Raw genomic sequence first — 16,419 nt, 5'->3', positions numbered from 1 at the left:
AGGAACCGACGCCTCATCCTCCGGCTTGTAAACCGGCGGCTTCACAACAATCTGTCGTGAGGAGCGTCGGAGACGCGCCGTCATCCGTCCAGTGGGCGGCGGCAGCGCGTCGTCGATGGGCGGTTTATAGGGGATGCCCTTCAGATCTGTCAACGACCATCTGCGCAAAAAATGAAAAACCGCGTTCCGCTGTCATCAGGGCGTTGTGAACCGGGCGCCAAATCAAGCTTTATAACAACGCCTTATGGCAAGGTGGGGCTGGGGATAAGCGGTAGCAGCTTCCGCCCCCGTTACCCGCCAGATCGGCGCCGCAAGCGCTGCTCGCGGCCGCCGACGCGTCGAAATTCCTGAAAAAATCCGCCCCACGCCGCCGGGTACGCGGCGCGTTGGTCCGGCTGGATTTCACACCGCAACGCGCACGGGCGCTGCCTCCAAAGCCCGCGCGCTCATGGTCAGCAGCTCATAGCGCGCCACCGTCTCGCCATTCTGGTTGAACACCTCCGCGTCCCAGCGCACCTCGCCATAGTCGGGCCGACGGCCGGGCTGCTTGTGCTTGACGGTGAGCCGCACGCGGATGGCATCACCCGGCGAGACCGGCTTCAGGAAGCGCAGGGTGTCGAGGCCGTAATTGGCCAGGAGCGGCCCCGGCGCGGGATCCACGAACAGCCCGGCGGCAAACGACAATATGAGATAGCCGTGGGCCACCCGGCCCGGGAAGAAGGGGTTGGCCTTGGCCGCCGCCTCATCCATGTGGGCATAGAAGGTGTCGCCGGTGAAATGGGCGAAATGCTCGATGTCTTCGAGGCTGATGACACGGGAGGCCGTCTCCACCGTGTCGCCCACGCTCAGCGCCTCATAGTCCCGCTTGAAGGGATGCTCGGCGGTCACCGGGGCTGGCGCGCCGGAAAGCCAGGTGCGGCTCAAGGCCGATAGCCGGGCCGGCGAGCCTTCCAGTGCCGTGCGCTGCATGTAATGGAACACCCCGCGCAGCCCGCCCATCTCCTCGCCGCCGCCGGCCCGGCCAGGGCCGCCATGCACCAGGCCCGGCAGGGGCGAGCCGTGGCCGGTGGATTCCCCGGCGCAGTCGCGGTCGAGCACCAACAGCCGGCCGTGATGGGCGGCGATGCCGAACACCAGCGTGTCGGCCACCTGCGGATCATAGGTGAAGACAGAGGCGACGAGGCTGCCCTCCCCCTTCGCCACCAGAGCCACCGCGTCGTCGAGCCGGTCATAGGCCATGACGGTCGCCACTGGGCCGAAGGCCTCCACAGCATGGGGCGCCACCGCCGCCAGCGGCCTCGCGCAACGCAGCAGCACCGGCGCCATGAAGGCGCCGGCCTGCGCATCCGCCCCGATGGGCTCGGCCGCAGCTGGGTCGCCGAAGACGATCTCCGCCTCCTGCGCGATCTGCGCCACCGCCGCACGTGCGGCCTCGCGCTGGGCCAGGCTCGCAAGCGGACCCATGCGCACGTCGTCGCGGCGGGGATCGCCGAGGGTGATCTTCGCCAGCTGGCCCTTCAGCGCGGCGATCACCGCGCTTTCCTGGGCACGGGGCACGATAATGCGGCGAATGGCGGTGCATTTCTGACCCGCCTTCACCGTCATCTCGCGTACCACCTCCTTGATGAAGAGGTCGAACTCGGGGGCGCCCTCGGTGGCGTCCGGGCCGAGCACGGCGGCGTTGAGCGAATCCCGCTCGGCGATGAAGCGCACCGCGTTGCGCGACACCGCCGGATGATCGCGCAGCAGCTGCGAGGTCTCAGCCGAGCCGGTGAAGGAGAGCACATCCTGCCCGGTGAGGTGATCCAGCAGGTCGCCGGCCGATCCGCACACCAGCTGCAGCGCACCCTTCGGCAGGATGTTCGCCTCCACGATCAGCCGCACCACCGCCTCGGCCACATAAGCGGTGGCGGTGGCCGGCTTGGTGATGACCGGCACGCCGGCGAGGAGCGCGGGGGCGAGCTTCTCCAGAAGACCCCAGCAGGGGAAGTTGAAGGCGTTCACATGCACCGCCACGCCCTTCAGCGGCGTGAGGATGTGAAGGCCGATGAAGGAGCCACCCTTGGAAAGGCCCTCCGGCCCGCCCTCCACCACGAAGCGCTCGCCCGGCAGCTCCCGCCGTCCGCGCGAGGCATAGGCGTAGAGGGTGCCGATGCCGCCATCGATGTCGATGAGATTGTCCCGCCTGGTGGCCCCGGTGTCGGCAGCGAGGGCGTAGAGCGCCTCCTTGTGGGCGCCGAGATGGGCGGCGAGCGCCTTCAGCATGTCGGCCCGCTCGTGGAAGGTGAGCGCGCGCAGGGCCGGCCCACCCGCATCGCGGGCATGGCGCACCATGGCGGCGAGATCCAGTCCCCTGGTGGAGGCGCGCGCCACCACGCGGCCGTCAATGGCGCTGGGGATGTCGATGAGACCCTCTTGCGGCACGAACCAGCGGTCGAGGGCGTAGCTGTTGAGGAGTTTCGTCATGGCTGTTGTCCTCCCAATTGTGTCGGTTGCCAGTCGGCGAAGCTGTGTCCGTCGCGGGCGAGAGCCACCAGCAGGGGCGCCGGTTCAGATCCGGCGCCGCCGGCGGCGTGGGCGGCTTCCACCTCGGTGAGGACCGCGCGCAGGCCCATCTGGTCGGCGGCCCACATGGGCCCGCCCTTGGTGCGCGGGAAGCCGTAGCCATGGACGAAGGCGAGATCGATGTCGGAGGCCCTGAGCGCGATGCCCTCGGCCAGCGCCTTGGCGCCTTCGTTGGCCATGACGGCGAGCAGCCGGCGCTGGATCTGGCCGGCGGAGAAGGCGCGGGGCGCGATGGCCTTCTCCGCGCGGGCTTCGGCGATCAGCGCCTCCACCACGGGATCGCAGGTCTTGGCCCCCGCCGCGTCATAGGCGTACCAGCCGGCGCCGGTCTTGCGGCCGAGGCGGCCTTGCTCCACCAGCCGGTCGGCGATGGCCACATACCGCTCGGCCGGATCGCGCGTCGCCGCCCGGCGCTTGCGCATGGCATAGGCGATGTCGAGGCCGGACATGTCGGACACGGCGAAGAGGCCCATGGCAAAGCCGTAGGCCTCAAGCGCCGCATCCACCTCCTGCGGGCTGGCGCCATCCTCCACCAGAATTTCGGCGTGGCGGCGGTAGAGCGCATAGATGCGGTTGCCGATGAAGCCGTCACAATTGCCCGCCACCACCGGCTGCTTGCCCATCCTCTTCGCCAGCGCCAGCGCCGTGGCGATGACATCCGGCGCGGAGCGGGCCGGACGAACCACCTCCAGCAGCTTCATGACATTGGCGGGGGCGAAGAAGTGCAGGCCCACCACGTCCTGTTGGCGGGAGGTGGCGGCGGCGATGGCGTCGAGGTCGAGATAGGAGGTGTTGGTGGCCAGCACCGCGCCGGGCTTCGCCACCGCATCGAGGCGGCGGAAGATGTCGGCCTTGACGGCCATGTCCTCGAACGCGGCTTCCACCACCAGATCGACAGCCGAAAGGCGGCCCCAGTCGGCGGTGGCGGTGACGCGGGCGCGGCGCTCGGCGCCCTGCGCATCGGTCAGCCGGCCGCTCTTCACCTGCCGGGCATAGAGGTCACTGACCCGCTGAAAGCCGGCGGCGGCGGCTTCCGCATCCCGCTCTATCAGGGTGACGGCAAGCCCCGCATCGGCCAGCGCCACGGCGATGCCGGCGCCCATGGTGCCGGCGCCGATCACTGCCACCGCCGCCACCGGACGCGGCGCGACGCCTTCCAGCCCCGGCACCTTGCCGGCCTCGCGCTCGGCGAAGAAGAGGTGGCGCAGCGCCTTTGCCTCCGTACTCTCGCGCAGGGTGAGGAAGGCGGCGCGTTCAAGGGCGAGGCCGGTCGCGAAATCCCCCTCCCCCGCCGCGCGGATGACGCGGATGGCCTCGTCGATGGCCGGGACACCCTTCGCTGCCTTGCGGGCACGCGCCGCAGCAGCCTCTTCCGCCGCCGCGTCGCGCGTGGGAACCGGCAGCGCCGAGAGGCGGCGCTTGGGCACGCCCGGCGCGCGGGCGATGGCGGTGGCGAGGAGGTCGCCCTCCACAACGTCGTCCAGGAGGCCGAGGGCGAGGGCATCGCCCGCCTTCAGCACCCGCCCCTCGCAGATGAGGGCGATGGCCTGCGCCACGCCCACCAGGCGCGGCAGGCGCTGGGTGCCGCCGGCGCCGGGAATGAGGCCGAGGCGGGTCTCGGTGAGGCCCACCAGCGCCTTCGGCCCGCCGAGCCTGAGGTCGCAGGCGAGCGCGATCTCGCACCCGCCGCCCAGCGCCGCCCCGGCGATGGCCGCCACCACCGGCTTTGCGCAGGCGTCGATGGCCGCCACCACGTCCGGAAGGAAGGGGGCATCCGGCGGCTGGCTCATCTCGCGGATGTCGGCGCCGGCGATGAAGCGGCCCGGACCGCCGCTGATCACCAGCGCCGCCACGTCGGGATCGGCCTCGAGCGTGCGCACGGCATCGAGCAGCCCTTGCCGCACCGCCTTGGACAAGGCGTTCACCGGCGCAAAATCAATGGCGATCACGCCGACCTTGCCTTCCCCGCCGCCATGGCGCGTGACGGTGACCGGAGGTGTCACGGCATCCACGGCTCAGACCCTCTCGATGAGGGCGGCGATGCCCTGGCCGACGCCGATGCACATGGTGGCCACCGCCCGAGTGCCGCCGCGCACCTCCAGCGCGCTCACCGCCGTCATGGCGAGCCGCGCGCCGGACATGCCCAGCGGATGGCCGAGCGCGATGGCCCCGCCGTGGGGGTTCACATGCTCCGCGTCGTCGGGAAGGCCCAGCTGGCGCAGCACGGCGAGGGCCTGGGCGGCGAAGGCCTCGTTCAGCTCAATGAGGTCGATGTCCGCCAGCGCGAGGCCGTTCTTCTCTAGAAGTTTGCGCGTCGCAGGCGCCGGGCCAATGCCCATGATGCGCGGCGGCACCCCCGCCTGCACCACCGACACCACGCGGGCGCGGGGCGTGAGGCCATACTTCCTTGCCGCCGCTTCGGAAGCGAGGATGAGCGCCCCGGCCCCGTCGTTGACACCCGAGGCATTGCCCGCCGTCACCGTGCCACCGGCCTTGCGGAACGGGGTCTTCAGGCCGGCGAGCTGTTCCAGGGTGGTCTCGGCGCGGGGATGCTCGTCCGCCTCCACGCGGATCACGGCGCCCTTCCTGCCCCTCACCTCGATGGGCGCGATCTCGCGGGCGAAGAAGCCGGCATCCTGCGCCGCCTTCACCCGCTGCTGGGAGCGATACGCGAACAGGTCCTGGTCGGCGCGGGAAACCTGGAAGTCCTCGGCCACGTTCTCGCCGGTCTCCGGCATGGAATCCACGCCATACTGGGCCTTCATCAGCGGGTTCACGAAGCGCCAGCCGATGGTGGTGTCGTAGATCTCCGCCTGCCGGGAAAACGCTTCCTGCGCCTTGCCCTGGACGAAGGGGGCGCGGGTCATGCTCTCCACCCCGCCGGCGACGATGAGGTCGGCGTCGCCGGTCATGATGGCGCGGGCGCCGATGCCCACCGCGTCGAGGCCGGAGCCGCACAGGCGGTTCACGGTGGTGCCCGGGGCACTCACCGGCAGGCCGGCAAGTAGAGCCGCCATGCGGGCCACGTCGCGGTTGTCCTCCCCCGCCTGGTTGGCGCAGCCGAGGATGACATCGTCCACCGCCTCCCAGTCGATGCCTGGGTTGCGCTCCTTCAGCACGCGGATGGGATGAGCGGCGAGGTCGTCGGCGCGCACATCCTTCAGGGCGCCGGCATAGCGGCCGATGGGGGTGCGCGCGAAATCGCAGATAAAGGCGTGCGCCATTGTTCTTCTCCTGATGTCAGGTTTCAGGCGGCGGCCGGGCGGCGCACGCACACCACGCGGAAGCGGCTCGCCACGAAGGCTGAATCCGTCATGCAGGCGTTGCCGGCGGGGTTGGCGCCGGAGACGTGGTAGTCGCTGAACGCCGCGCTCTGGTTCACATAGATGCCGCCGGTGAGGTTCACCGAAAGCGCCACGCCCGCCTTGGCATAGGCGGGGATGGCGGCGGCGATCTCGGCCTCGTCGGTGCTGTAGAGGGCGGCGGTGATGGCACCCTTTTCCCGTGCGGCGCGGGTGGCGCGGGCGATGGCGTCCTGCGCATCCTTGACCGCCACGACGAAGGCGATGGGGCCGAAGCGCTCTTCCAAATAGGCCGCCTCATCGGTCGCATCCACGGCGAGAAGCAGCGGCGTGGCGGTACGGGCGCCTTCCACCTGAAGCGCCGCGCTGTCGCGCACGATGCGACCGAGACCGCGCGCCTCCTCGATGCGCGTGAGCGTTGCCGGATTCTGGATGGCGCCGAGCACCGCCGCCGCGCGGGCAGGGTCCGACAACAGCGCGTCGATGGCGCCACCGATGCCTGCGGCCACCTCATCGAAGCTCTTGTGGCCCTCGTCCGTGGCGATACCCGCCGCCGGAACGAAGATGGTCTGCGGCGCGGTGCACATCTGCCCGCTGTAGAGCGAGAGCGAGAAGGCGATGTTGGCGCACATGGCCGCGAACGCGCCGGTGGAGGCGATGACGATGGTGTTCACCCCCGCCTCCTCCGTGAACACCAGCTTGTCCCGCAGGGTCTCGCGCAGCCAGCCGCCGAAGGCCGACGAGCCGGTGAAATCCACGAGGCCGATGGCGGGGTGGGTCGCCAGATCCTTGGCGAGCGGCGCCTCCACCGTGTCGGGGGCGAGCTGGAGCACGTCCGGGTCGAAGCCCTGCGCGGCAAGCACTTCGCGGCCGATTTTCACGGTAAGGGCCAAGGGCAGGATGGCGGCGGGGTGGGGCTTCACGATCACCGCATTGCCGGTGACGAGATCGGCGAACAGGGCCGGATAGCTGTTCCAGGTGGGAAAGGTGGCACAGCCGATGACGAGACCGATGCCGCGGGGCACCACATGGAAATCCTTGTCGAGGCGGATGGACGAGCGCCCCATGGGCTTCTCCCAGCGCACCGCGCCCGGCACCCGCGCCATCTCGGCGTAGGCATAGGCCACCGCCTCCAGCCCGCGATCCTGCGCATGGGGCCCGCCGGCCTGGAAGGCCATGGGGCCGGCCTGCCCGGTGGTGTGCTCCACCGCCTCGGCGATGAGGAAGCTTTCGGCATTGAGGCGCGCCAGGATTTCCAGCGCCACCCCCACCCGCTGCTCCACGGATGCCTGCGCCCAGCCCTCGCCGGCCAGTTCCGCATGGGCCACCAGCGCATCGACGCTGCGCGCGGCATAGGTGATGCCCAGCGCCGGACCGAAGGGCGAGACCTCGGCGCCGACGCGGGCGCCCTCCCCTGCCTGCCCCCCCTCTTCGCCAAGATCGAACCGCTGACCCTTCAGGGCAGCGAAAGCCGCCTTTCCGGCGCTCGCGGCGCCTTCCGGATAGGCCTTGGGATTTTCCGCAAACGCCGCCCAGAAGCCGCGCTCGCGCGATGCCGCAACGGCCTTCTCCAGCAGCGCGGCATGCGCCTGGAACAGATCATCCATGGCCTTCTCCCTGAGGCCTGGCCGTGCTGGCCAGGCGCTGTACTGGTTTGCGAGGGACCTTGCCGCCCGATCGCCGCGACCGGCCGGCGTCCCCTCCCGGCACGGGGCCTCGTCCTGTTGACAAGCCCGCCCCTTGCGCTAAAGATTAACCGATCGATCGGTTAATTCAAGAGGCTCGCAAGGGCCCGGATCAGGGAGGATGACGTGGTCGCACGCCAGGCGGACACCTTGACGAGCGAGCCGGCCGCAGCGCCGCCGGTACTGCTCGTGGCGCAGCACGAGGGCTGGGTGGAACTCACCCTCAACCGCCCCGACCGCCTCAACGCCTTCACCGAGGAGCTGCACCGCGCGCTCGCCGTAGCCCTCGACGCGGCGGCGGATGACGCCTGCCGGGCGGTGCTCCTCACCGGGGCCGGGCGCGGCTTCTGCGCCGGACAGGATCTCGGCGACCGGGCGAAGGCTGAGGGCCCGCTCGATCTCGGCGCCACCATCGAGGCTTTCTACAATCCCCTCATCCGGCGCATCCGCGCCCTGCGCAAGCCGGTGGTGTGCGCGGTGAACGGGGTGGCGGCGGGGGCCGGCGCCAACATCGCGTTTGCCTGCGATATCGTGCTGGCGGCGCGGTCGGCGAAATTCATCCAGGCCTTCGCCAAGATCGGCCTCGTGCCGGATTCCGGTGGCAGCTTCTTCCTGCCCCGCCTCATCGGGGATGCCCGCGCCCGCGCCCTCATGCTGCTGGCCGAGCCGGTCAGCGCGGAGAAGGCCGAAAGCTGGGGCCTCATCTGGAAAGCGGTGGACGACGCCGCGCTCATGGACGAGGCCCGCGCCCTCGCCTCCCATCTCGCCAGCCAGCCCACGCAGGGCCTTGCCCTCACCAAGCAGGCGCTGAACGCTTCCGCCGGCAATGCTCTCGACACCCAGCTCGACCTGGAGCGCGACCTCCAGCGCGAGGCCGGGCGCACCCCGGACTATCGCGAAGGCGTTTCCGCCTTCATGGAAAAGCGCCCGGCGCGCTTCTCGGGGCGGCGCGCATGAACACCCACGCCCCTCATCCCGTCCCGCCGCGCACGCCACAGGACACCGCGCGTCTAAGCGCGGAGGCCATGTGGGCCACCGACCATGCGAGCCAGGGCCTCGGGATGGAGCTGGTGGCGGTGGGCCCCGGCACGGCGACGCTCTCCATGACGCTCACCGAGCGAATGTGCAACGGCTTCGGCATGGCCCATGGCGGCTTCATCTTCGCCCTTGCAGACAGCGCCTTCGCCTTTGCCTGCAACTCCTATGACGAGCGCACCGTGGCCGCCCATTGCGCGGTCACCTACCTGCGCCCCGGCACCCGCGGAAAGACACTCGTCGCGACGGCGCGGGAGATCGCCCGCACAGGACGCTCGGGCATCTACGACGTGGAGGTGAGCGAGGACGGCGTGGTGATCGCGCAGTTTCGCGGGCATTCTCGCACCATCGGCGGGGCGTTGATCGCCCCGCCCCCAAGCGCGCCGGAGAGCCGCGACCACACGACCACAGCTTGAGTGGAGGAGACGATGAACATGGCTCTGCCGGCGGTTTCCTTTGGCCGGACCTTCGAGACCGGCCTTGATGCAGCGGAACGGGCATCGCGGGACGAAATCATGTCCCTCCAGCGCGAGCGCCTCGCCTGGTCGCTGCGCCACGCCTATGAGAACGTGCCGTTCTACCGCAGGAAGTTCGACGAGGCGGGGGTGCACCCCTCCGACCTGCGCGACCTATCGGACCTCGCCAAGTTCCCCTTCACGGTGAAGACCGACCTGCGCGACAACTACCCCTTCGGCCTGTTCGCGGTGCCGCGCGAGAAGCTGCTGCGGGTGCACGGCTCCTCCGGCACCACGGGCAAGCCCATCGTGGTGGGCTATACCCGCGCCGACATCGACATGTGGGCCGACGTGATGGCCCGCTCCATCCGCGCCGCGGGCGTCAAGCCGGGCATGATGGTGCACGTGGCCTATGGCTATGGCCTGTTCACCGGCGGCCTCGGCGCCCATTACGGCGTGGAGCGGCTCGGCTGCACCGTGGTGCCCATGTCCGGCGGCATGACCGAGCGCCAGGTGCAGCTCATCCACGACTTCAAGCCCGACGCCATCATGGTGACGCCCAGCTACATGCTGGCGCTGCTGGACGGCTTCGCCAAGGCGGGGCTGGACCCGCGCGCCTCCTCGCTGAAGTACGGCATCTTCGGCGCCGAGCCCTGGACCAACGCCATGCGCGAGGAGATCGAGCGCGACTTCGCCATCGACGCCACCGACATCTACGGCCTCTCCGAGGTCATCGGCCCCGGCGTGGCGCAGGAATGCGTGGAGACCAAGGACGGCCTGCACATCTGGGAAGACCACTTCCTGCCGGAGGTGATCGACCCCATCACCGGCGAGGTGCTGCCGGACGGGGAGAAGGGCGAGCTGGTGTTCACCTCCCTCACCAAGGAGGCGTTCCCGATCATCCGCTACCGCACCCGCGACCTCACCCGCCTTCTGCCCGGCACGGCGCGGCCCGGCATGCGGCGCATGGAGAAGGTCACCGGCCGTTCGGACGACATGATCATCCTGCGGGGGGTGAACGTGTTCCCCACCCAGATCGAGGAGATCCTGCTCTCCATCGAGACCTGCTCTGGCCACTACCAGCTGGAGCTGACCCGCGAGGGCCGCATGGACGAGATGACCGTGCATGCGGAGATCCGCGAGGAGGCCCAGGGCAGCACCGACATTGAGGCCTGCGCGGCACACATCCTCGCCCGCATCAAGGACACGGTGGGCATCACCACCCGCATCGAGCTGCACGAGCCCGGCGGCATCGAGCGCACCGCCACCGGCAAGGCCAAGCGCATCATAGACCGCCGCCCCAAGGGGTGAGCTTTCCAGGATCCTCCCGACGGCGGGTTCGCCCGCCGTCACCCCCAGAAGAAAAAGGCCCGGCGCAAGCCGGGCCTTTCTTTGCAGCCAAGAGGCGGGATGGCGACGGACCCGCCGCGCGATCAGAGATCGTTTGGAAATTCAAAAGGGCATAAACGCAATCACCTCCGTCATGCCCGGGCTTGTCCCGGGCATCCACGCCGAACCGCTTGGGACAGCATGGGAAAACTACTCCCAGCCCCACCGCGTGGATGGCAGGGACAAGCCCGGCCATGACAGTGATAATGCGCCTGCGACCGCTGCAATCCCCCATCTGAGCGCATTTTCAAACGCGCGCTCACACCTGATCGAAATCCACCACCACCCGCGCGCTGGTGGGCCGGGCCTGACAGGTGAGGATGAAGCCGGCTTCCAGCTCCCACGGCTCCAGCGAATAATTCACCTCCATCTCGGCCGAGCCTTCCACCACCTTGGCGCGGCAGGTGGAGCACATGCCGCCCTTGCAGGCGAAGGGCAGGTCCATGCCGGCCCGCAGCGCCGCGTCGAGGATGGCCTCGCCCTGCGCCACCGGCACGTCGCGGCGCTTGCCGTCGACGATGAGGGAGGCCACATGGGCCGGCGCGGCGTCGGGTGCCACCACCGGCTTTGGACGCGGCTTGCCGCCCAGCGCCGAGACGAAGCGCTCCACATGCACCTTGTCCTTCGGCAGGCCGAGATCGGCGAGGGTCGTCTCCAGCTCGTCGATCATGGCGGTGGGGCCGCAGACGAAGGCATGGTCTACCGCCGCCGCCGGCACCATGGCGGTGAGCAGAAGGCGCACTTTCTCCCCGTCCAGATGGCCGTTGAGTATGGCAAGGTCCTGCTGCTCCCGCGACAGCACATGGAACACGCTCAGCCTGCCGAGGAAGCGGTCCTTCAGCTCCTCCAGCTCGGTGCGGAACAGGATGTTGTCGGTGGAGCGGTTGCCATAGAACAGGAAGAAGCGGCTGTCGGGCTCGCGCGCCAGCACGCCGCGGGCGATGGAGAGCACCGGCGTGATGCCGGAGCCCGCCGCGAACGCAACATGAATGCGGGCGTTGCCCGGCGCCTGCTCCAGACCGAAGCGGCCGGTGGGGGTCATCACCTCCAATTCGTCACCGGGCTTCAGGCTTTCATTCACCCAGGTGGAGAACTGGCCGCCCTCCACCTGCTTCACCGCGATGCGCAGCTCGCCGTCATCCGGCCCGGAGCAGATGGAATAGGAGCGGCGGATCTCCTCGCCCTCCATCGTCGCCTTCAGGGTCAGGTATTGGCCGGGGGCGAAGGCGAAATCGGCGGCAAGGGCGGAGGGCACCTCGAAGGTAATGGAGACCGCATCGATGGTCTCGCGGCGCACCTCGCGCACGGCGAGGCGATGGAATTTCGGCGTACCCGCCCCCTTCGGGGCAGCGCCCACGCCGGTGGACGGGATGCCGGAAGCGGCGGTGGTGTCGATCGCGTTGTCCATGGCGTCACCCGTCAGTGGCATTTGAAATAATCGAACGGCTCGCGGCAGGCCTTGCACTGCCACAGGGACTTGCAGGAGGTGGAGCCGAACGGCGCGATTTCCGCCGTGTCGGAGGAGCCGCACTGCGGGCATTCCACCACCTCGACCCCGAACAGCGCCCGCCGCCCAGCGGTTTTCGTCGGCGGGGCGATGCCGTAGGCCTTCAGCTTGCGCCGGCCGTCCTCGCTCATGAAATCGGTCGTCCAGGCCGGGGCCAGCACGGTCTTCACCACCACCGGTCCGAGGCCGGCCTTGCTGAGCGCCAGCTCGATCTCGAGGGCGATCATGGTCATGGCCGGGCAGCCCGAATAGGTGGGCGTGATCAGTACTTCCACCCGCCCGTCAGTGATGCGCACGTCGCGCAGCACGCCGAGGTCGGCGATGGAGAGCACCGGGATTTCCGGGTCCGTGACGGCACCCGCCACGCGCCACACCTCCTCGCGCAGCGCCGCCGGATCGGCCAGCGCCGCGCCGGTCACCAGATGGCTCCCGGGAAGGTGCGCTGGAGATATTGCAGCTCGGTGAGCAGCGGGCCCAGATGCTCGGAATGGCGGCCGTCACGCCCGCCCTTCTGCATCCAGCCGGCTTGCGGCAGCTTCAAGGTGGCCTCAGCCAGCACGGCGGACACGGTGGCCTGCCACGCCGCGCGCAGGCTGTCGGGATCCGGGACGATGCCCTCGGTGATGAGGCCGGCTTCGCCCGCGTCCGCCTCGAACAGCTCGCCGGTGAAGGCCCACAGGCCATCCACCGCCGCCTGGGCGCGGGCGTGGCTTTCGGCCGTGCCGTCGCCGAGGCGGATCAGCCATTCCGCGCAATGGCGCACGTGATAGGCGCTTTCCTTCTCCGCCTTGGCGGCGATGGCGGAAAGCGTCGCGTCAGGCGAGGCCATCAGCGCCCGCCAATAGGGATCGATGAAGGCCGAATAGAACAGCTGCCGCGCCATGGTCTGGGCGAAGTCGCCGTTGGGCTGTTCCACCAGCAGCAGGTTGCCGTAGGCGCGCTCGCCGCGCAGATAGGCGAAATCATCCTCGGTGCGGCCCGCGCCTTCCACTTCGGCAGCGCAGGTATAAAGCGAGCGCGCCTGACCCAGGAGGTCGAGGCCCATGTTGGCCAGCGCCATCTCTTCTTCCATGGTGGGCGCATGGCCGCACCATTCCGACAGGCGATGGCCGAGGATGAGCGCGTCGTCGGCCCGGCGCAGCAGGTAGCGCACCAGCGGCGTCTCGCGCACGGTGATGGAGGTGGTGGCCATGTGGGGTTCCTCGCCTCGGCCCGCCGTGCGGGCAGCTTTGTTGGTGATGAGGGGCGCCACGCGCCCCGGTCACATATGCCCGACTTCTTCCGGCACTTCGTAGAAGGTGGGGTGGCGATAGATCTTCGAGGCGGTGGGCTCGAACATCATGCCCTTGTCCGCCGGGTCGGACGCGGTGATGGCGCTGGACGGCACCACCCACAGGGACAGCCCCTCCCCGCGCCGCGTGTAGAGATCGCGCGCGGCCTGGAGCGCCAGCGTGGCGTCGGCGGCGTGGAGCGATCCGGCATGCTTGTGCGCGAGCCCGTTGCGGCTGCGGATGAATACTTCCCACAAGGGCGTTGCGGCGTCGGCCATGGGCGTCTCCTCGATCTCTTCTGTTGGTTCAGGCCGCTGCGGCGGTCTTGGCGGCGGCGCGCTTCTCGGCGAAGGCGCGGGCAGCCTCGCGCACCCAGGCGCCGTCCTCATGGGCCTTGCGGCGGGTGGCCATGCGGTCGCGGTTGCAGGGGCCGTTGCCGGCGATCACCTGCTTGAACTCCTCCCAGTCGATGGCGCCGTAGCGCCAGTGGCCGGCGGCTTCGTCGAAGGAAAGGTCGGGATCGGGCAAGGTGAGGCCGATGAAATGGGCCTGGGGCACGGTGGCGTCCACGAACTTCTGCCTGAGCTCGTCATTGGAGAAGCGCTTGATTTTCCAGCGCATGGAGCTGTCGGAATGGCTGGAGGCCGCATCCGGCGGGCCGAACATCATCAGGCTCGGCCACCACCAGCGGTTCAGCGCGTCCTGCGCCATCTCCTTCTGCTCGGCGGTGCCGCGCGCCAGGGTGAGCATGATCTCGTAGCCCTGGCGCTGGTGGAAGGATTCCTCCTTGCACACCCGGATCATGGCCCGCGCATAAGGCCCGTAGGAGCAGCGGCAGAGCGGGATCTGGTTCATGATCGCGGCCCCGTCCACCAGCCAGCCGATGGCGCCGATATCCGCCCAGGTCAGCGTCGGATAATTGAAGATGGACGAATATTTGGCCTTGCCCGAGAGCAGTTGCTCCACCAGTTCCTCGCGGGCGGTGCCCAGCGTCTCGGCCGCCGCGTAGAGATAGAGGCCGTGGCCGCACTCGTCCTGCACCTTGGCGAGCAGCGCCGCCTTGCGCCGCAGGGAGGGCGCGCGGGTGATCCAGTTGCCCTCCGGCTGCATGCCGATGATCTCGGAATGGGCGTGCTGGGAAATCTGCCGCGTCAGCGTCCGGCGATAGGCGGCGGGCATGAAGTCGTTGGGCTCGATCCGCTCCTCGTCCGCCACGCGCGCCTCGAAACGGGCCAGCTGCGCGGCGTCCTCAAGGTCACGGGTGTCGGCGTCCGGATTGGCGTTGAGGGCCTGCGTGTACATGGGCTCTCCTCCCTGGGTGTCGGTTTTATATATTACGAAAAATTCTATAGCAATATATTTTCGTAACATATTGCGGCGCATCATATCCGCTCCGGGTGAGCCAGGTGGAGCAAAAAGGGCGCTTAGTCCTTGAAACGACGCCCGATTTTTGCGCTGGCCGGCAGCGGATCGCCGTCTTCGCCTACGGCGTTGTCGTCGAGCCAGCGCTCGGACGCGGCGATCACATGGGCATAGATGTCGGCGCACAGGGCACGGGCCGCCGGGCCGGGCCAGTCGGCGGGCAGGATAGCGGCCGGCAGGATGGGATCGCGCAGCACGATGCGGCGATATTCATGGATGAGCAGCACCCGTGCCACCATGGCCTCAAGATCAGTGAGGGTTTCCCCCGCCGCCAGCGCCGCGCGCAGGGGCGCGAACACCTCCATGAAGCTCACATACGCCTGCGCCGTCTCCTCCAGCCGCCAGGCGCGGCCCGCCAGTTCCTGCTGGGCCTCCGGCGTGCCCGAAACCTCAAGCCGCAGGGCGGCCAGCGCCTCCTCCGGCACCTCGGCGCCCGCCGGCGCGATGAAGACGCCCGGCAGGGGAACCCCATAGCCGGCCGCATCCAGCGCGGCGCGCGCGCCTTCCCGCGCGGCGGGCTCGACGAGCAGCATCTGGAAATGGCCGCGCCACTCCGGCGGACGGTGGCTGTAGATATGCTCGGTCGCCCGCGCGAAGGTCTCGCGGCCCTTGTCGGCGAGGCGGTAGAAGCTGTTGCGGCCGATGCGGGTGCGCGTCAGCCAGCCGTCGGCGGCGAGGCGCGACATGGCGGTGCGCACCACCCCGTCGGCGATATCCAGCCCTTTGAAGAAGGCAAGCAGGGTGCCGAGCCACACCGAGCCGCCGCGCGGCACGATGGCATCGCCATAGATGGTGACGATGATGGACCAGGTGCGCGAGGGCTCGGCGCGGACATGGTCGAGGATGAGATCGAGGGCGCGGCGCGACATGGCGTTCCATAGCGCGAGATAAGCGGAAGCGGAAACCCCGGCCGAGACCATAGGAAGGCGATTCACCGAGCAAATTGAAGCCATTTGCCCAGCTCGCGGTCTAATCCGCCTTGCGCCGTCCGGCCTTGGCGGAGGACGGCGGAGCCCGGCGGCGCGCGGCCGCGACCGGCGAAGCGATCGCGCGCACGCGCGGCTCGGCACGGGGCGGCGCCTCCGGACCTGCAACTGCCGCCACCGCTCCTGCAGCGCCGGCGGTGATCAGGCTGGTGACGAGGCGGGCATATTCGGCACGGGTCAGCCCCTTGCCCTCGCGGAACCACAGATAGTGCCAGTTCAGCATGCCGAAGGCGGACATGGTGACCGGCTTCAGGAGCGGCCCCCGGCCGATCTCCGGCACCTCCTGCGCGATAGCATCGGACATGAGCACCACCAGCTGGCGCTCCATGGCCCGCAGCGCGTCCTGCTTGTCGGCCGGCAGCAGCTTGAGGTTGGCGATCTGGATCTGATGCTCGGCATCGGCATCGCGATAGGCTTCAAGCAAGGCGGCGGCGATGGCGAACAGGCGATCGCCCTCGGGAGCTGCTTCCAGGGCCGCCTCCACCGCCTGGATGAGCTGTTCCAGATGGGTGGAGAGGATATCGAAGAGCACCGCCTCCTTGTCCGGATAATAGTGATAGAGCAAGGCTTTGGATGCGCCGCACGCCTCCGCGATCATGGTGATCGAGGTGCCGGAATAGCCGAACTGGGCGAACAGCTCCGCCGACTTGTGCAGGATCACCTGCCGTTTTGCGTCGTAGTCCTGCGCGCGGGTCCGAGCCATCTGTCCTGTTCCTGCCCTCCGGCGCCCCGCTGGGCGAGCCCCGGCACCGGCCATCATCCGCCCCGGGGGCGGACGAACAGGAGATAACAAATATTGTCC

General features: G+C 69.2%; 14 protein-coding genes. 3 read left to right on the top strand and 11 right to left on the bottom strand.

Going from position 1 to position 16,419, the window contains the following annotated elements; genetic code table 11:
* Positions 1-402: 402 nt before the first annotated feature.
* Genes paaZ through paaN form a run of 4 tightly spaced genes read right to left on the bottom strand, consistent with a single transcriptional unit; the run spans position 403 to position 7,474 of the window.
* Positions 403-2,466, bottom strand: coding sequence for a phenylacetic acid degradation bifunctional protein PaaZ (gene paaZ, locus V5F66_RS19970; protein ID WP_394001881.1), 2,064 nt, complete (start codon positions 2,464-2,466; stop codon positions 403-405).
* Positions 2,463-4,577, bottom strand: a complete 2,115-nt coding sequence (locus V5F66_RS19965) for an FAD-dependent oxidoreductase (RefSeq protein WP_394094577.1) — start codon at positions 4,575-4,577, stop codon at positions 2,463-2,465. Before V5F66_RS19965 ends, paaZ begins: the two co-directional genes overlap by 4 nt.
* 3 nt (positions 4,578-4,580) lie before the next feature.
* Positions 4,581-5,789: a 3-oxoadipyl-CoA thiolase gene (gene pcaF / locus V5F66_RS19960; protein ID WP_394094576.1), complete on the bottom strand. Its 1,209-nt coding sequence runs from the start codon at positions 5,787-5,789 to the stop codon at positions 4,581-4,583.
* Between the two features lie 23 nt (positions 5,790-5,812).
* A complete protein-coding gene (gene paaN / locus V5F66_RS19955) occupies positions 5,813-7,474 on the bottom strand; it encodes a phenylacetic acid degradation protein PaaN (RefSeq protein WP_394094575.1) in 1,662 nt (553 codons plus the stop codon).
* A gap of 261 nt (positions 7,475-7,735) precedes the next feature.
* Here paaN and paaG point away from each other — a divergent pair, with 261 nt between their 5' ends.
* The 3 genes from paaG to paaK are packed head-to-tail and all read left to right on the top strand — an operon-like array spanning position 7,736 to position 10,353.
* A complete protein-coding gene (gene paaG, locus V5F66_RS19950; RefSeq protein ID WP_394094583.1) occupies positions 7,736-8,509 on the top strand; it encodes a 2-(1,2-epoxy-1,2-dihydrophenyl)acetyl-CoA isomerase PaaG in 774 nt (257 codons plus the stop codon).
* Entirely contained in the window at positions 8,506-9,003 is a 498-nt protein-coding gene (gene paaI, locus V5F66_RS19945; RefSeq protein WP_394001889.1) for a hydroxyphenylacetyl-CoA thioesterase PaaI, read from the top strand. Before paaG ends, paaI begins: the two co-directional genes overlap by 4 nt.
* A gap of 12 nt (positions 9,004-9,015) precedes the next feature.
* Entirely contained in the window at positions 9,016-10,353 is a 1,338-nt protein-coding gene (paaK, locus tag V5F66_RS19940; protein ID WP_394094574.1) for a phenylacetate--CoA ligase PaaK, read from the top strand.
* A 337-nt stretch (positions 10,354-10,690) separates the two neighbouring features.
* On the opposite strand, the gene paaE is transcribed toward paaK, so the two are convergent.
* The 7 genes from paaE to V5F66_RS19905 all read right to left on the bottom strand — a co-directional run bounded on the left by paaE (position 10,691) and on the right by V5F66_RS19905 (position 16,320).
* Positions 10,691-11,839: a 1,2-phenylacetyl-CoA epoxidase subunit PaaE gene (paaE, locus tag V5F66_RS19935; RefSeq protein WP_394094573.1), complete on the bottom strand. Its 1,149-nt coding sequence runs from the start codon at positions 11,837-11,839 to the stop codon at positions 10,691-10,693.
* A gap of 11 nt (positions 11,840-11,850) precedes the next feature.
* Positions 11,851-12,360 carry a 1,2-phenylacetyl-CoA epoxidase subunit PaaD gene (gene paaD / locus V5F66_RS19930; RefSeq protein ID WP_394094582.1) on the bottom strand — a complete coding sequence of 170 codons (510 nt, stop codon included), beginning with the start codon at positions 12,358-12,360 and terminating at the stop codon, positions 11,851-11,853.
* Entirely contained in the window at positions 12,354-13,130 is a 777-nt protein-coding gene (gene paaC, locus V5F66_RS19925) for a 1,2-phenylacetyl-CoA epoxidase subunit PaaC (protein WP_394094572.1), read from the bottom strand. Before paaC ends, paaD begins: the two co-directional genes overlap by 7 nt.
* A gap of 69 nt (positions 13,131-13,199) precedes the next feature.
* Positions 13,200-13,487 carry a 1,2-phenylacetyl-CoA epoxidase subunit PaaB gene (gene paaB, locus V5F66_RS19920; RefSeq protein WP_149578500.1) on the bottom strand — a complete coding sequence of 96 codons (288 nt, stop codon included), beginning with the start codon at positions 13,485-13,487 and terminating at the stop codon, positions 13,200-13,202.
* Positions 13,488-13,515: 28 nt separating this feature from the next.
* Positions 13,516-14,511, bottom strand: coding sequence for a 1,2-phenylacetyl-CoA epoxidase subunit PaaA (gene paaA, locus V5F66_RS19915; RefSeq protein ID WP_394094571.1), 996 nt, complete (start codon positions 14,509-14,511; stop codon positions 13,516-13,518).
* Positions 14,512-14,633: 122 nt separating this feature from the next.
* Positions 14,634-15,500 (bottom strand): phenylacetic acid degradation operon negative regulatory protein PaaX, encoded by an 867-nt coding sequence (gene paaX, locus V5F66_RS19910; RefSeq protein WP_394094570.1) that lies wholly within the window; start codon positions 15,498-15,500, stop codon positions 14,634-14,636.
* 100 nt (positions 15,501-15,600) lie between these two features.
* Positions 15,601-16,320, bottom strand: coding sequence for a TetR/AcrR family transcriptional regulator (locus V5F66_RS19905; RefSeq protein WP_394094569.1), 720 nt, complete (start codon positions 16,318-16,320; stop codon positions 15,601-15,603).
* Positions 16,321-16,419: the final 99 nt, after the last annotated feature.

Origin of the sequence: Xanthobacter versatilis (assembly GCF_043193975.1) — a bacterium.
Lineage (GTDB): Bacteria > Pseudomonadota > Alphaproteobacteria > Rhizobiales > Xanthobacteraceae > Xanthobacter > Xanthobacter autotrophicus_E.
This window is presented reverse-complemented; position numbering and strand designations above follow the sequence as displayed.